Origin of the sequence: Isoptericola jiangsuensis (assembly GCF_002563715.1) — a bacterium.
In the GTDB taxonomy this organism is placed as follows: domain Bacteria; phylum Actinomycetota; class Actinomycetes; order Actinomycetales; family Cellulomonadaceae; genus Isoptericola; species Isoptericola jiangsuensis.
This window is the reverse complement of the sequence record NZ_PDJJ01000001.1, coordinates 2,629,204-2,643,096: the sequence shown is the minus strand read 5'-3', so window position 1 is coordinate 2,643,096 and position 13,893 is coordinate 2,629,204. Positions and strand designations below refer to the sequence as shown.

Genomic DNA, 13,893 nt, shown 5'->3' with positions numbered 1-13,893 from the left:
GATGTCCCAGACGCAGCCTGAAGACCCCGCGCGCAAGCCGCGCGTCGCCCTCCTCTTCGGAGGCCGCTCCGGCGAGCACGCGATCTCCGCGGCCACCGCCGCGGGCGTGCTCGGCGCGATCGACCGCGACCGCTACGACGTCGTGCCGGTCGGCATCACGCGCACCGGCCGGTGGGTCGTGGCCGAGGACCGGGTCGAGCGCTGGCAGATCGCCGACGGCCGCCTCCCCGAGGTCACCGCCGACGACGGGGCCGAGGTCGTGCTGTCCCTCACCACGGGCGAGAAGGCGCTGCGCGTCCTCGCCCCCGGCGAGGTCCCCGCCGTCCTCGGCGACGTCGACGTCGTCTTCCCGCTGCTGCACGGGCCGTTCGGCGAGGACGGCACCGTCCAGGGGCTCCTCGAGCTCGCCGACGTCCACTACGTCGGCGCGGGCGTGCTCGCCTCCGCCGTCGGCATGGACAAGCACTTCATGAAGCTCGTGCTCGCCGGGCACGGGCTGCCCGTCGGCCCCTACGAGGTCCTCAAGCCCCACGAGTGGACCGCCGACCCCGCCGCCTGCACCGAGCGCGTCGCCCGGCTCGGGCTGCCCCTGTTCGTCAAGCCCGCCCGCGCCGGGTCGTCCCTCGGTATCACCCGCGTCGACGACCTCGCCGACCTGCCCGCCGCCGTGGAGGCCGCCCGCGAGCACGACCCGAAGGTCGTCGTCGAGGCCGGGATCGTCGGCCGCGAGATCGAGTGCGCCGTCCTCGGCGGACGCCGCGGCGAGCGCGCCCGCGCCTCCCTGCCCGGCGAGATCGTCGTCGACGACACCCACGCCTTCTACGACTTCGAGGCCAAGTACCTCGACGAGGCCCACGTGCAGCTCTCCTGCCCGGCCGACCTGCCCGACGACGTCACCGCGCGCGTCCGCGACCTCGCCGTGCGCACCTTCGAGGCGGTCGAGGCCGAGGGGCTGTCCCGCGTGGACGTCTTCGTCACGCCCGACCACGAGGTCGTCGTCAACGAGATCAACACGATGCCCGGCTTCACGCCGTTCTCCATGTACCCGCGTATGTGGGAGGCGACCGGCGTCACCTACCCCGAGCTGGTCGACGAGCTCATCAGCCTCGCGCTGGAACGGCCCACCGGCCTGCGCTGACCCGCCGCGCCCGCCCGGGCCGGGTCAGGGCAGCACGCTCGCCCCGATCTCGCCCGGGTTGTACGCCACCTCCCAGCGGAACCCGTCCGGGTCCGCGAAGTAGCCCGACCGGCCGCCCCACGAGCGGTCCGTCGCCCCCGACACGTGCGGCGCGCCCGCCCGGCGGGCGTCGCCCAGGACCTCGTCCACCCGCGCCGGGTCCGCCACGTTGTGGGCCAGCGTCACCGGGGGAGTCCCGCCCCGCGTCACCGGACCGATCTCCTCGACCGCCGCGGCCTCGTCCCACAGGGACAGCACCACCTTGTCCGCCACCGCGAACATCAGCACTTCGCCCGGCACGTCCAGGGCGGGCTCCCAGCCCAGCCCGTCCACGTAGAAGCGGCGGGACGCGGCCAGGTCCGCGACGACCAGCGTGACGAAGCTCAGACGGGAGTCCATCGGGCCACGCTCGCACACCCGCGGTGTCGCCGCACGCACCGGTCAGGTGCACTCCTTCGTGGCGTCCACCAGCGTCACCGCCGACGTCAGGTCACCCACGAACGACGACGAGTGGTCCTCCAGCACCGTCGGCGGGATCGTCACCTCCATCGCCGGCTCCCGGCCGTACGTCGTGAACCGCCACGTGCCGTCCTCGCCCGTCGCCGCCACCCAGTCCACCGTGCCCTGCCCCGACTCCACCCGCTGACAGTCCGGCGACGGGCCCGGCTGGTCCACGCCGCACCGGAACGTCACCGCGGCACCCGGCTCACCCCACGCCGCGGTCGCCTGCGCGTTCGTGCCCACCTTCCCCAGGTCGCCCGCCAGGACGTCCGGCAGCGCCAGCATCACCGGGGCGCAGTCCGGGTCCGCCGCGCCGGGCGCGGCCTCCACCCCGATCGTCGGGGTGCAGGCGGACAGCAGGAACAGGCAGCCGAGGGCCGCAGGGGCGGACGCGCGGGGGAGAGGCACGGGCCCACGCTACCGGCCGGGACGGACCACCCGGCCGGTTAGGGTTCCCCTCGTGACCGACCCCACGCCGCGCGTGCACGACCTCGACGAGAACGAGCTGCTGGCCCGCATCTTCCCCCTGCTGCCCACCGGCCCCGACGTCCAGGTCGGCCCCGGCGACGACGCCGCCGTCGTCCGCGCCCCCGACGGCCGCTACGTCGTCACCACCGACGTCCTCGTCGAGGACCGCCACTTCCGCCGCGACTGGTCCACCGGGTACGACGTCGGACGCCGCGCCGCCGTGCAGAACCTCGCCGACGTCGCCGCGATGGGCGCCCGGCCCACCGCCCTCGTCGTGTCCCTCGTCGTCCCCGGCGACCTCGAGGTCGACTGGGTCACCGGGCTGGCCCGCGGCCTCGCCGAGGCGTCCGCCCCCGCCGCCGTCGTCGGCGGCGACCTGTCCGGCGGCGACACCGTCGTGGTGTCCGTCACCGTCCACGGCGACCTCCAGGGCCGCGACCCCGTGCTGCGCGGCGGCGCCCGCCCCGGCGACGTCGTCGCCCACGCCGGCACCCTCGGCACGTCCGCCGCCGGCCTCGACCTGCTCGCCTGCGGCGCCGCCGCACCCGCCGACGGCGCCCCCGACGGCGGCGGACCGCTGCACCCGTACGTCAGCGCCTACCTGCGCCCCGACGCGCCCCTGGCCGCCGGACCCGCCGCCGCGGCAGCGGGCGCCACCGCCATGCTCGACGTCTCCGACGGCCTCCTGCGCGACGCCGGCCGCCTCGCCCGCGCCTCCGGCGTCACCCTCGACCTCGCCGCCGGCAACCTCGGCCCCGACGTCGTCGCGCTCCTGCCCGCCGCCGTCCAGGTGTCCGTCACCACCGGCGACGACGGCGACCCCGACCGCGCCCGACGCTGGGTGCTGTCCGGCGGCGAGGACCACGGCCTCCTCGCCACGTTCCCCGCCCACGTCGCCGCCGCCGGGCTCCCCGCGCCCTTCCGCCCGATCGGCGTCGTCACCGCCGCCGACGGCGCGCCCCGCGTCCTGCTCGACGGCGCCGAGCCCGACGTCACGCCCGGCTGGGACCACTTCCGCCCCTGAGCCGACCCCACGGCCCCGCCCACAACGACAAGGCTTGGTGCTCCGGCTCAGGGCTCAGCGCTCGATCCTCGTGGTCGCGCTGAGCCTGCGCTCCGTTCCCGGCGCGTGCCTCGTTCCTCGGCCCGCACCGTCCACTGCGCTCCGGCTCAGCGCTCGATCCTCGTGGTCGCGCTGAGCCTGCGCTCCGCTCCCGGCGCGTGCCTCGTTCCTCGGCCCGCACCGTCCGCTGCGCTCCGGCTCAGCGCTCAGCGCTCGGCCGCGCGGGCGAAGCGGACCTCCGTCACCGGCACGTCCGCGATGTCCTCGATCCGCTCCACGCCGTCCGGCTGGAAGCCGTGGCGGCGGTAGAAGTGGTGGGCGCGCTCGTTCTGCGACAGCACCCACAGGGTCATCCGCACGTGCGGGGGGACCTCGGCGAGGATGGTGCGCATGAGGTCGCGCGCTACCCCGCGGCCCCAGGACTCGGGGTCCAGGTAGATGGCGTACAGCTCGAGGCAGCCGTCCTCGGCGTCCTCGTCGCGCGACGCCCCGAAGCTCGCGAACCCGAGGGTGCGGCCGTCGGCCTGGGCCACGAGCGTCGTCCCGGACCCGCCATCGAGGATCTTCTCCCACTGCGCCGTGCGCTCGGCGATGTCGAGGGAGTCGAGGTACTCGGCCGGCAGCACGTGGGAGTACGCGCCGCGCCACGAGGTGATGTGCACCCGGGCGATGTCGGCGGCGTCGGCACGGGTGGCCGAGCGGATCAGCACGTCGTTGTCGGTCTCCACCTTCATGGGCTCAGCCTGCCACGCACGACCCCGCGGGCCAAGAGGAATTGGGGAACACTTCACCATCTCTTTGCATGGAGCAACCGTGTGCGGGGACGACGAAGAGCCCGCCGGGATCAACCCGACGGGCTCTTGCGTGGATCGCGGCGCGCACCGGCGCCGGAGAGATCAGGCGCTGCGGCGCTGCACCTTGCCGGCCTTGAGGCACGACGTGCACACGTTCACGCGCTTCGGCGTGCCCGCGACGACGGCACGCACACGCTGGATGTTGGGGTTCCAGCGGCGCTTGGTGCGGATGTGAGAGTGCGAGATGCTGTGCCCGAAGCCCGGGCCCTTGCCGCAGACGTCGCAGTTGGCAGCCACGGTGTCTCCTGAATCGTCGAACACGACCCGCGCACGAGTGCACCAGGGCGTGAGGTGAGTGGTCTTGGGGGTGCCCAGATCCTCCGGGCAACCACACGATGATAGCCGATCGGCGGAGCCGCCCTCAACGTGCCCTGGGTCACCGCTACGGTGGGGGCGTGGAGCGGCCCGAGCTGATCGACCCCGACGTCGTCCGGACGTGGCTGCGTGCGGCCACCGCAGCGCTCGGCGCGTCCCGTGCCGACCTCGACCGGGTCAACGTGTTCCCGGTGGCCGACGGCGACACCGGGACGAACATGTACCTCACCGTCCGGGAGGCCTCGGCGGCCGTCCACGAGGCGGACGAGGACGCGAGCGGGCGCCGCCTGCTGCGGCTCGCGGCGCGGGCCGCGCTGCTCGGGGCCCGCGGCAACTCCGGGGTGATCCTCAGCGAGTGGTTCCGCGGACTGGCGGTCGCCGCCAGCCGGGGCGACGGGCTGGGCCCCGGCCTCGACGTCGCCGCCCGGTCCGCCCGGCAGGCGGTCGCCCGGCCCGCCCCGGGCACCATCCTCACCGCCGCCGAGTCCGCCGCCGCGGCGGCCCGGCACGCCGAGGCCGGCGGGATGGTGGGCCCCCTCGGCTCCCCGACGCACCTGCCCGTGCTCGACGCCGCCCGGCGCGGGGCGCGCGAGGCCGCGCTGCGCAGCGTCGGCGCGCTGGCCCCCCTGCGTGACGCCGGGGTGCTCGACGCGGGCGCGTGCGGGCTCGTGCTCGTGCTCGACGCCCTGGCCGCCGCCCGGCGCCACGTCGACCTCGTCGCGCAGGGGCTGTCGGAGGCGGACGCCAGCATGGGCACCGTGCTGCTCGACATGGACCTGCGCGGCCACCGCCCGCCGCCCGACGCCGACCCGGCCGCGCCCGCCCCGGACACCGCGGAGCACGCCGCCGCCGACGAGGTCGAGCTGATGTTCGTCCTGCACCGGCCCCACCACGCCTCCGGGTTCCGCCCCGGCGCGGTCGCCGACGCCCTGCGCGCCGACCTCGACGAGGTCGGCGACTCCGTCGTCGTGGTGGGCGGCAGCGACGGCGGGGACGACGACGCGGACTCGCTGTGGCAGGCCCACGTCCACACCCCGGACCTGGAGACCGCCCTGGAGGTGCCCCGCCGCTGGGCCCGGCGCGGCGCCGTGTCGCGCGTGTACGTGCGGCACCTGGCCGTCGCCGCCGAGGACTGGGCGGTCGTCGTCACGACGTCCGCGCCGCGCCTCGCGGCCGAGCTGGCCTCCGGCGGCGCCGTCGTCCTGCTGGACCTCGACACCGCGCCCACCGTCGACGACGTCGCCCAGACCGTGCTCGGCACCGGGGCGCCGCACGTGCTCGTGCTCGCGCCGGGCGACGTCCTCGACGCCGACCGGCTCGCACGCGCGACCGCCACCATCCGGTCGCGCGACGTCGAGCGGGACGGGCGGCCCGCCGCACCCGGCCCGGAGGTGACGGTGGTCGCCGCCGACGACGACGTCCACCTCGTCACCGCCGTGGCCGCGCTGGCCGGGGCGCTCGACGTCGCCGGCGACGGCGCGCCGCCCGACGTCCCGCAGGTCGTGCGGGCCGCGCTCGCCCGCCTGCGCACCGCCCGCACGTCGGCCGCGGAGGCCGTGGGCACGCTCGGGACGCTCGTGGCCGGGGTCGTCGCGCCCGGGATCGTCGCGCTCCTGCCCGACGCCGACCTCCCGGCCGGGGTGCTCGACGACCTGGAGGACGCGGCGACCGCGCTGGCGTCCGACGCGGACGTCGTCGTGCTGCCCACGGGCCGCCCGGGGTCCGGCGTCGGCATCGGTGTCGAGCCGGCCGAGGACGCGACGGCGGAGCCCGTCGGCGCCGCCGCGGAGGAGGAGACGCGGTGAGCGACCGGCTCGCGGAGCCCCTGGCCACGACCCTCGGCGCCCGGGCCGCGAACCCGCTGGCGACGATGGGTCTGACGACCGTGGACGACCTGCTGCGCCACTACCCGCGGCGCTACGGCGAGCCCGGCACGATGACGGACATGGACCGTCTCGCGCTCGGCGAGCACGTGACCGTCATGGCGCAGGTCGCACGCGCGACCGTGCGGCAGATGCGCAGCCGGGGCGGGGCGCTGCTCCAGGTCACCGTCACGGACGGCCGGCACGAGCTCGCCCTGACGTTCTTCGCGAAGCGGCCCGGCGCGCTGCGCCCCCACGAGGACAAGCTGCGCCCCGGGCGCCAGGGCCTGTTCACCGGCGTGGTCACCGAGTACCGCGGCTCCCGGCAGCTCACGCACCCCGACTACGTCCTCGTCGGGGTCGACGCCGACGACGCCGACGACGCCGTCACCGAGGCGTCCCGTCCCATCCCGATCTACCCGGCCACCGCCGCCGTCCCGACCTGGCGGCTCCAGCGCGCCGTCCGCACCGTCCTGGACCCGCTCACCGAGGACGACGTGCCCGACCCGCTGCCCGCCGAGGTGCGGGACCGTCTCCGGCTCCCCACCCGCCTCGCCGCGCTGCGTGCCGTGCACGTCCCCGACGACGCCGCGCACTGGCAGGCCGGGCGCCGTCGCCTGCGCACGGAGGAGGCGTTCGTCCTGCAGACCGCGCTCGCGCAGCGCCGCGCCCGGGCCGCGGAGCAGGAGGCCACCGCCCGGCCCGCGCGCCCCGACGGCCTGCTCGCGGACTTCGACGCCGCCCTGCCCTTCACGCTCACGGCGGGCCAGCGGGACGTCGGCGCCGAGATCGCGGACGAGCTCGCCCGGCCGCGGCCCATGCAGCGCCTCCTGCAGGGCGAGGTCGGCTCCGGCAAGACGGTCGTCGCGCTGCGCGCCATGCTGCAGGTCGTCGACGCCGGGGGACAGGCGGCGCTGCTCGCCCCCACCGAGGTGCTCGCCGCCCAGCACGCCCGCACGCTGCGGGCGATGCTCGGGCCGCTGGCCGAGCAGGGGATGCTCGGCGGGGCCGACCGCGCCACCACCGTCGCGCTGCTCACCGGCTCCCTCGGCGCCGCGGCCCGCAAGGAGGCCCTGCTGGACGCCGCGAGCGGCCGCGCCGGCATCGTCGTGGGCACCCACGCCCTGCTCGGCGACCAGGTGCAGTTCGCCGACCTCGGGCTCGTCGTCGTCGACGAGCAGCACCGGTTCGGCGTCGAGCAGCGCGACGCCCTGCGGGCCAAGGGGCGCGTCGCGCCCCACGTCCTGGTCATGACCGCCACGCCCATCCCGCGCACCGTCGCCATGACGGTGTTCGGCGACCTGGAGACCTCGACGCTGCGCGAGGTGCCGGCGGGCCGCTCCGGCATCACCTCGCACGTCGTGCCGGCCGCCAACGAGCGCTGGATGGAGCGCGTGTGGGCCAAGGTCCGCGAGGAGGTCGACGCCGGCCGGCGCGCCTACGTCGTGTGCGCCCGCATCCACCCCGACGACGACGCCCCGGCCCGGGCCGCCGCCGACTTCGACGAGGTGCCCGAGTTCCTCGACCTCGACGGCGCCGCCACGACCGAGCGCGCCCCGCTGCGCGCCGTCCTGGAGGTCGCCGACGAGCTGCGCGCGCAGCCCCGCCTCGCCGGCGTCGACGTCGGGGTGCTGCACGGGCAGATGACCCCCGCCGACAAGGACGCCGCCATGGCCCGCTTCGCGTCCGGCGAGGTGCCCGTCCTGGTGTCGACCACCGTCGTCGAGGTGGGCGTCGACGTCCCCGAGGCCACCGTCATGGTCGTGCTCGACGCCGACCGGTTCGGCATCTCCCAGCTCCACCAGCTCCGCGGCCGCGTCGGCCGCGGCGCCGACCCGGGCCTGTGCCTGCTCGTGTCCACCGCGCAGCCCGGCACCCCGGCGGCCGCGCGCGTGGAGGCGCTCGCGGCCACGACGGACGGGTTCGAGCTGGCCGGCCTCGACCTGGAGCTGCGCTCCGAGGGCGACGTGCTCGGCGCCGCGCAGTCGGGCCGGTCCAGCTCGCTGCGCCTGCTGCGCGTCGTCCAGGACGCCGACCTCATCGCGGAGGCCCGCGCGGAGGCCACCGCCGTGGTGGACGCCGACCCCGGGCTGGTCGGGCACCCCGAGCTCGCCGCCGCGATCGCCGCGCAGCTCGACGCCGACCAGGAGGAGTACCTGGAGCGCGCCTGACCGGGCGAGCCTGCTGACCTGCGCCGATGCCGGCGACTACCGTCGGCGGGTGCGCACCGAGCTCCACGAGCACCCCACGGGACACCACGCAGGCCCGGCGACCACGGCCACGGCCCCGCGCGGCCGGTCCGGCGCGGCGTCCGTCCGGCCGCGCCGCCGCGCACCCGGCGCGCTCGTGGCGTGCGCGGCCGTGGCCGTCGCCCTGCTGGTGGTGCTGCACCGTGACGTCCCGGACGCCTACGGGGTGGGCAGCCTCGTGGAGACGGTCCTGCCGTGGCTCGGCGTCGGCGTGCTGCTGCTCGGCGCGGCGGCCGTGGCGAGCCGCTCCTGGACGGCGGTGGTCGCCGTCGCGTTCGCCGCCGGGGCGTGGGGATGGGTGTGCTGGCCGCTCGCCGCACCGGCCCCGGACGGCCGGGGCGACCTCGTGGTCGTCCAGCACAACGTGGCGGACACCAACGCCGACCTGCGCGGCACCGCCGAGGCGCTGCTCGCCGCCGACCCCGACGTCGTCACCCTCGTCGAGGTGACGCCCGCCGTCGCCGAGGTGCTGACCGACCTGCTCGCCCCCGCGCTGCCCCACCACGCGGTGCGCGGCACCGTGGGGGTGTGGTCCCGGTACCCGCTGACGGACGTCGAGGGCCTGGACCTGCGGCCGGCCGGCGCCGGCGCGACCTGGGAGCGCGGGCTGCGCGTCGTCGTGGACCGGCCGGTCGGGGTGGACCCGCGCGTGTACGCCGTGCACGCCCCGTCCGTGCGGCTCGCGCCGCGCGAGGGCTTCACGTCCGCCGCGCGCGACGAGACGCTCCGCCTCCTCGGTGACGTGCTGGCCGCCGACCCGGCGCCCGTCCTCGTCGTCGGCGGCGACCTCAACGCCACCCTGCTCGACCGGGGCCTGGGGCCCGTCCTCGCCGAGGTCGTCACCCCGGCCGGCGCGTTCGGCGGGACGTTCCCCGCGGCCGTGCCGCTGGTGCGCATCGACCACGTGCTGGCCCGCGGCGCGGAGGTCACCGGACTGGCCGTGCTGGCCCGCACGGGCAGCGACCACCGTCCCGTCGTGGCCGAGGTCACGTTCGGGTCCTGACCCCGGCCGACGGTTAGGCTCGACGCCATGACCAGGATCGTCGCGGGGACCGTCGGGGGCCGCACGCTCGTCGTGCCGCCGTCGGGGACCCGACCCACCAGCGAACGCGTGCGGGAGGCGATGTTCTCCCGCCTGGAGCACGACGGCGTCGTCGACGGCGGCCACGTCCTCGACCTGTTCGCCGGCTCCGGGGCGCTCGGCCTGGAGGCCGCGAGCCGCGGGGCCGCCCGCGTCACCCTCGTCGACTCCGGCCGCAAGGCCGCCGAGGTCGCCCGCCGCAACGTCGCCGATCTCGGTCTCGGCGCGGTCGTGCGGGTGCTCGCCGAGCCGGCGGAGCGCTACGCGGCACGCCTCGCCGACGCCGCCCGCGCCGGCGCGGGGGACGGGCTCGACCTGGTGCTCCTCGACCCGCCGTACGACCTCGCCGCGGACGTCCTGGACGCGGTCCTCGCGGACCTCGCCGTACCGGGCGTGCTGGCGTCGTCGGCCGTCGTCGTCGTCGAGCGGGCCAAGCGCAGCGGCGAGCCCGCGTGGCCCGCCCGGCTCGCCCGGTTCGCCGCCAAGACGTACGGCGACACGACCGTCCACTACGCCGAGGTGGTCGACGCCGGCGGGTCGGACGCAGATCCGGGCGACGCCGACGAACCTCCCACGGATCGGTGAGGACGGCGCCTACGGTGTCGGCGTGAGCATCGCCGTCTGTCCCGGGTCGTTCGACCCGATCACCCTCGGTCACCTCGACGTCGTGCGACGGGCCCGCCGCCTGTTCGACGTCGTGGTGGTCGGTGTCGCCGTCAACGCGTCGAAGAACGCCCTGCTGAGCCCGACCGAGCGGGTCGAGGTGGCCCGCGCGGCCCTCGCCGAGGACCCGGACCTGGCCGACGTGCGGGTCGAGGAGGTCCCGGGGCTCCTCGTCGACTTCTGCCGTCACGTCGGCGCGACCGCCGTCGTCAAGGGTCTGCGCGGTGGTGCGGACTTCGACGGCGAGCACCCCATGGCCCTGATGAACCGGCACCTGGGCGGCGTCGAGACCGTCTTCCTGCCGGCCGAGCAGCGCTTCGCCCACGTGGCGTCGTCGCTCGTCAAGGACATCGCCCGCCACGGCGGGCCGATCGACGACCTCGTGCCGCGCGCCGCGGCCGAGGCGGTGCGCGCCGCGATCGCGCACCGAGCGTGAGGAGCACCGTCATGACCCAGACCGCACCCAACCCCACCGCCGGGCTGCTCGAGATCATCGACGACCTGGCCGCGCTCGTGGAGAACGCCCGCACGTCGCCGCTGTCGACGAACGTCAAGATCGACCGCGACCACGCGCTCGGGCTCGTCGCGGACCTGCGGGCCGCCGTGCCCACGCAGGTGGCGCGCGCCGACGAGGTCCTCGCGGACGCCGAGCAGGCGCTCGACGACGCGCACCGGCAGGCCGAGGAGATCCTCGCGACCGCGCGCGCCCGGGCGATCGAGCTCGTGCAGGAGGAGCAGGTCGTCGTCCAGGCGCAGGCGCGGGCCGCGGACATCGTCGCGGAGGCCGAGCAGAAGGCCGCCGGGCTGCGCGCCGACGCCGACCAGTACTGCGACGGGCGGCTGGCCGACCTCGAGGACGACCTCACCAAGGTCTCCGCCCAGGTCCGGGCGGGGCGGGCGCGCCTCGCGGAGCGGCTGGACACCGGCGGTCCCCGCGTGCGCTGGGACCACGTGCAGGAGCCGCGATGGCCCGGCGACGAGCCGGAGGACGACCGCCGCTGAGCGCCGGCGCGGCGTTGCGTACGTCACGCGCACGCGGCGTTGGCCCACGTCGGACGATCGCGTAGACTGGGTCGCTGGCCCTTCGGGCCGTCCTTCCCGCCGTCATCCACGGCACACCCCTGCGCACCGCCTCCGCGGCGCGCCAGTCACCTGGAGATTCGCCATCGTCACCGAGAAGCGCTCGCCGCTCGTGCTGGACACGCACGAGCTCACGCGGCGTCCCGGCACCATGCGGGAGGTCGCGCGCGTCGTCGCTGCGCCCTCCGACCTGGGCACGGAGGTGATCGGTGTTCCCGAGGGTGCCGACATGACGCTGGGCCTGCGGCTCGAGTCCGTCATGGAGGGCGTGCTGGTGTCGGGGGTCGTGCGCGCCACGGCCGTCGGCGAGTGCGTCCGCTGCCTGGACGACGTGTCCACCCAGGTGACGGTGCGTGTCCAGGAGCTCTTCCTCTACCCCGAGCGGGCCACCGCGGCCGAGGAGTCGGGCGACGAGGACGCCGAGGACGAGCCGGTGCTGACGGACGACCTGGCGGACATCGAGCCCGCGGTTCGGGATTCGCTGGTCACTGCACTACCATTTCAACCGCTGTGCCGGCCGGACTGCCCTGGTCTGTGCTCCGAGTGCGGAGCGCGACTGGCGGACGACCCGGGGCACCACCATGACGTCGTCGACCCTCGATGGGCGGCGCTGCAGACCATGCTCGAGGAATCGGGCGTGTCCGACGAGACGAAAGAGAGCTGACCGTGGCTGTTCCCAAGCGCAAGATGTCGCGCAGCAACACCCGTGCGCGCCGCTCGCAGTGGAAGACCACCGCGACGCCGCTCGCCACGTGCCCGAACTGCAAGGGCCAGAAGCTGTCCCACGCGGCGTGCCCGACCTGCGGCACCTACAAGGGGCGCCAGTACGCCGAGGCGCTGCGCACCGAGCACGCGGGCTGACATGCCGGCACGCGGTACTGCTCGACCGGAGCCGACCGCCCTTCTCGAGAAGCTCGGGGTCCACCTGGACCCCGAGCTTCTCGTCCTTGCGCTGACGCACCGGTCGTTCGCGCACGAGGCGGGCGGGATCCCCACGAACGAGCGCCTGGAGTTCCTCGGCGACACCGTGCTGGGTCTCGTCGTGACCGAGGCGCTGTACCGGCGCCACCCGGACAAGCCCGAGGGCGAGCTCGCGAAGATGCGGGCCGCGACCGTCTCGCAGCGGTCCCTCGCCGCCGTCGCGCGTGAGCTGGAGCTGGGGCGCTACATCCTGCTCGGCAAGGGCGAGGTGCGCACCCGCGGCTTCGACAAGGACTCCATCCTGTCCGACACGGTCGAGGCGCTGCTGGGCGCCACCTACCTGTCGCACGGTCTGGAGGTCGCGCGCGGGCTCGTGCACCGGCTGGTGGACGACACGCTCGACCATGCCGCCGACCTGGGTGCCGGGCTCGACTGGAAGACCTCCCTGCAGGAGGCCGCCGCCGCGCGCGGGTTCACCGCGCCGGTGTACGAGGTGGTCGGCGAGGGCCCCGAGCACGCCCGCCACTTCCACGCCCGGGTGACCACCGGTCCCGTCGTGGGGCTGGGCGAGGGGTCGGCCAAGAAGCACGCCGAGCAGGCGGCCGCCGAGGAGGCGTACCGGCTGGTCGTCGCCACGCCGCTGCCGGGCGCCGACGCCCCCGAGGCCGCGGGTGCCTGAGCTCCCCGAGGTCGAGACCGTCCGCGACGGCCTCGACCGGCTCGTCGTCGGCGCCGTGGTGCGCGACGTCGAGGTGTTCCGCGACTACTCGGTCCGCCGGCACGCGGGCGGCCCGGCCGGGTTCGCCGACCAGCTCCGCGGCCAGCGCCTCGCCGGGGCCGTGCGGCGCGGCAAGTACCTGTGGCTCCCGCTCGCCCCCGCCGACGGCGGCACCCCGGCGGCGGCGCTGCTCGCCCACCTGGGGATGTCGGGCCAGCTCCTGGTGCGCGACCCGGCGGTCGCGGGGGACTGGGCGCACCCGCACCTGCGCGTGCGGCTCCACCTCGACGACGCGCCGTCCGGCGCGCGGCTGCTCGACTTCGTGGACCAGCGCACGTTCGGCCACCTGTCGGTGACGGACCTCGCCCCCACGGGTGACGGGGCGCCGGGGGGGCAGGGGTCGGCGCTGGCCGCCGTGCCGGAGCCCGTGGTGCACATCGCGCGCGACCTGCTCGACCCCGCGCTCGACCGCGACGCCGTCGTCGAGCGCGTCCGCCGTCGGCGCACCGGCGTCAAGCGCGCCCTGCTCGACCAGACCGTCGTGTCCGGGGTCGGCAACATCTACGCCGACGAGGCGCTGTGGCGCGCCCGGCTGCACTTCGCGCGGCCCACGGACGCGATGACCCGCCCGACGGTGCACCGCGTGCTCGACGCCGCCACCGAGGTCATGGCCGAGTCCCTCACGCAGGGCGGCACGAGCTTCGACGACCTGTACGTCAACGTCAACGGCGAGTCCGGCTACTTCTCCCGCTCCCTGGCCGCGTACGGCCGGGCGGGGGAGCCGTGCCCGCGCTGCGGCACGCCGGTGCGGCGCGACGAGTTCATGAACCGGTCGTCGTTCACGTGTCCGCGCTGCCAGCCGCGCCCGCGCCAGGGCCGCTGGTAGCGCCAGGAACGCTGGTCGCGCCCGACGCGGCGCGGACCGAGCCGCCTCGCACCGG

The 13,893-nt window shown here is 76.2% G+C and carries 15 protein-coding genes and 1 pseudogene; 12 read left to right on the top strand and 4 right to left on the bottom strand.

Annotation, left to right across the window (positions count from 1 at the left end; translation table 11 throughout):
• Position 1 precedes the first annotated feature (1 nt).
• Positions 2–1,138 carry a D-alanine--D-alanine ligase family protein gene (locus tag ATJ88_RS12115; protein ID WP_098464038.1) on the top strand — a complete coding sequence of 379 codons (1,137 nt, stop codon included), beginning with the start codon at positions 2–4 and terminating at the stop codon, positions 1,136–1,138.
• A 24-nt stretch (positions 1,139–1,162) separates the two neighbouring features.
• Here the strand turns inward: ATJ88_RS12115 and ATJ88_RS12110 are convergent, their stop codons facing one another.
• Together ATJ88_RS12110 and ATJ88_RS12105 are read right to left on the bottom strand one after the other, a co-directional pair.
• Entirely contained in the window at positions 1,163–1,576 is a 414-nt protein-coding gene (locus ATJ88_RS12110) for a VOC family protein (protein WP_098465320.1), read from the bottom strand.
• Positions 1,577–1,618: 42 nt separating this feature from the next.
• A complete protein-coding gene (locus ATJ88_RS12105; protein ID WP_098464037.1) occupies positions 1,619–2,086 on the bottom strand; it encodes a DUF3515 family protein in 468 nt (155 codons plus the stop codon).
• Between the two features lie 52 nt (positions 2,087–2,138).
• Here ATJ88_RS12105 and ATJ88_RS12100 point away from each other — a divergent pair, with 52 nt between their 5' ends.
• Complete coding sequence (locus ATJ88_RS12100) at positions 2,139–3,170, top strand: thiamine-phosphate kinase (RefSeq protein ID WP_098464036.1); 1,032 nt, start codon at positions 2,139–2,141, stop codon at positions 3,168–3,170.
• Positions 3,171–3,415: 245 nt separating this feature from the next.
• On the opposite strand, the gene ATJ88_RS12095 is transcribed toward ATJ88_RS12100, so the two are convergent.
• Together ATJ88_RS12095 and rpmB are read right to left on the bottom strand one after the other, a co-directional pair.
• Positions 3,416–3,943 (bottom strand): GNAT family N-acetyltransferase, encoded by a 528-nt coding sequence (locus ATJ88_RS12095; protein ID WP_098464035.1) that lies wholly within the window; start codon positions 3,941–3,943, stop codon positions 3,416–3,418.
• Positions 3,944–4,105: 162 nt separating this feature from the next.
• On the bottom strand, positions 4,106–4,300 hold the full coding sequence (rpmB, locus tag ATJ88_RS12090) for a 50S ribosomal protein L28 (RefSeq protein WP_068200337.1): 195 nt from the start codon (positions 4,298–4,300) through the stop codon (positions 4,106–4,108).
• 158 nt (positions 4,301–4,458) lie between these two features.
• On the opposite strand from rpmB, the gene ATJ88_RS12085 reads away from it, so the two are divergent.
• The 10 genes and pseudogenes from ATJ88_RS12085 (at position 4,459) to mutM (ending at position 13,838) form a co-directional block, all read left to right on the top strand.
• Complete coding sequence (locus ATJ88_RS12085; protein ID WP_245852393.1) at positions 4,459–6,183, top strand: DAK2 domain-containing protein; 1,725 nt, start codon at positions 4,459–4,461, stop codon at positions 6,181–6,183.
• Complete coding sequence (locus ATJ88_RS12080) at positions 6,180–8,411, top strand: ATP-dependent DNA helicase RecG (protein WP_141538667.1); 2,232 nt, start codon at positions 6,180–6,182, stop codon at positions 8,409–8,411. The genes ATJ88_RS12085 and ATJ88_RS12080 overlap by 4 nt, the downstream gene beginning before the upstream one ends.
• A 49-nt stretch (positions 8,412–8,460) precedes the next feature.
• Positions 8,461–9,492 (top strand): endonuclease/exonuclease/phosphatase family protein, encoded by a 1,032-nt coding sequence (locus ATJ88_RS12075; RefSeq protein WP_211287511.1) that lies wholly within the window; start codon positions 8,461–8,463, stop codon positions 9,490–9,492.
• A 21-nt stretch (positions 9,493–9,513) separates the two neighbouring features.
• Positions 9,514–10,155, top strand: a pseudogene (gene rsmD / locus ATJ88_RS12070) (16S rRNA (guanine(966)-N(2))-methyltransferase RsmD); the annotation flags it as partial.
• A gap of 22 nt (positions 10,156–10,177) precedes the next feature.
• Positions 10,178–10,669, top strand: coding sequence for a pantetheine-phosphate adenylyltransferase (coaD, locus tag ATJ88_RS12065; RefSeq protein WP_098464032.1), 492 nt, complete (start codon positions 10,178–10,180; stop codon positions 10,667–10,669).
• 11 nt (positions 10,670–10,680) lie between these two features.
• Positions 10,681–11,235 (top strand): ATP synthase subunit B family protein, encoded by a 555-nt coding sequence (locus tag ATJ88_RS12060; protein WP_098464031.1) that lies wholly within the window; start codon positions 10,681–10,683, stop codon positions 11,233–11,235.
• A 190-nt stretch (positions 11,236–11,425) separates the two neighbouring features.
• The gene (locus ATJ88_RS12055) at positions 11,426–11,977 is read left to right on the top strand and encodes a YceD family protein (protein ID WP_245852391.1); all 552 of its coding nucleotides are present in this window, start codon (positions 11,426–11,428) and stop codon (positions 11,975–11,977) included.
• 2 nt (positions 11,978–11,979) lie between these two features.
• Positions 11,980–12,174, top strand: a complete 195-nt coding sequence (gene rpmF / locus ATJ88_RS12050) for a 50S ribosomal protein L32 (RefSeq protein WP_098464030.1) — start codon at positions 11,980–11,982, stop codon at positions 12,172–12,174.
• 1 nt (position 12,175) lies between these two features.
• Complete coding sequence (gene rnc / locus ATJ88_RS12045) at positions 12,176–12,913, top strand: ribonuclease III (RefSeq protein WP_098464029.1); 738 nt, start codon at positions 12,176–12,178, stop codon at positions 12,911–12,913.
• A complete protein-coding gene (gene mutM, locus ATJ88_RS12040; RefSeq protein WP_098464028.1) occupies positions 12,906–13,838 on the top strand; it encodes a bifunctional DNA-formamidopyrimidine glycosylase/DNA-(apurinic or apyrimidinic site) lyase in 933 nt (310 codons plus the stop codon). Before rnc ends, mutM begins: the two co-directional genes overlap by 8 nt.
• Positions 13,839–13,893: the final 55 nt, after the last annotated feature.

Excerpts from the sequence above, each read along its gene's own strand:
- ATJ88_RS12115 (WP_098464038.1), top strand. The coding sequence starts at position 2 with ATGTCCCAGACGCAGCCTGAAGACCCCGCGCGCAAGCCGCGCGTCGCC.
- ATJ88_RS12110 (WP_098465320.1), bottom strand. The coding sequence starts at position 1,576 with ATGGACTCCCGTCTGAGCTTCGTCACGCTGGTCGTCGCGGACCTGGCC.
- ATJ88_RS12095 (WP_098464035.1), bottom strand. The coding sequence starts at position 3,943 with ATGAAGGTGGAGACCGACAACGACGTGCTGATCCGCTCGGCCACCCGT.
- ATJ88_RS12060 (WP_098464031.1), top strand. The coding sequence starts at position 10,681 with ATGACCCAGACCGCACCCAACCCCACCGCCGGGCTGCTCGAGATCATC.
- rnc (WP_098464029.1), top strand. The coding sequence starts at position 12,176 with ATGCCGGCACGCGGTACTGCTCGACCGGAGCCGACCGCCCTTCTCGAG.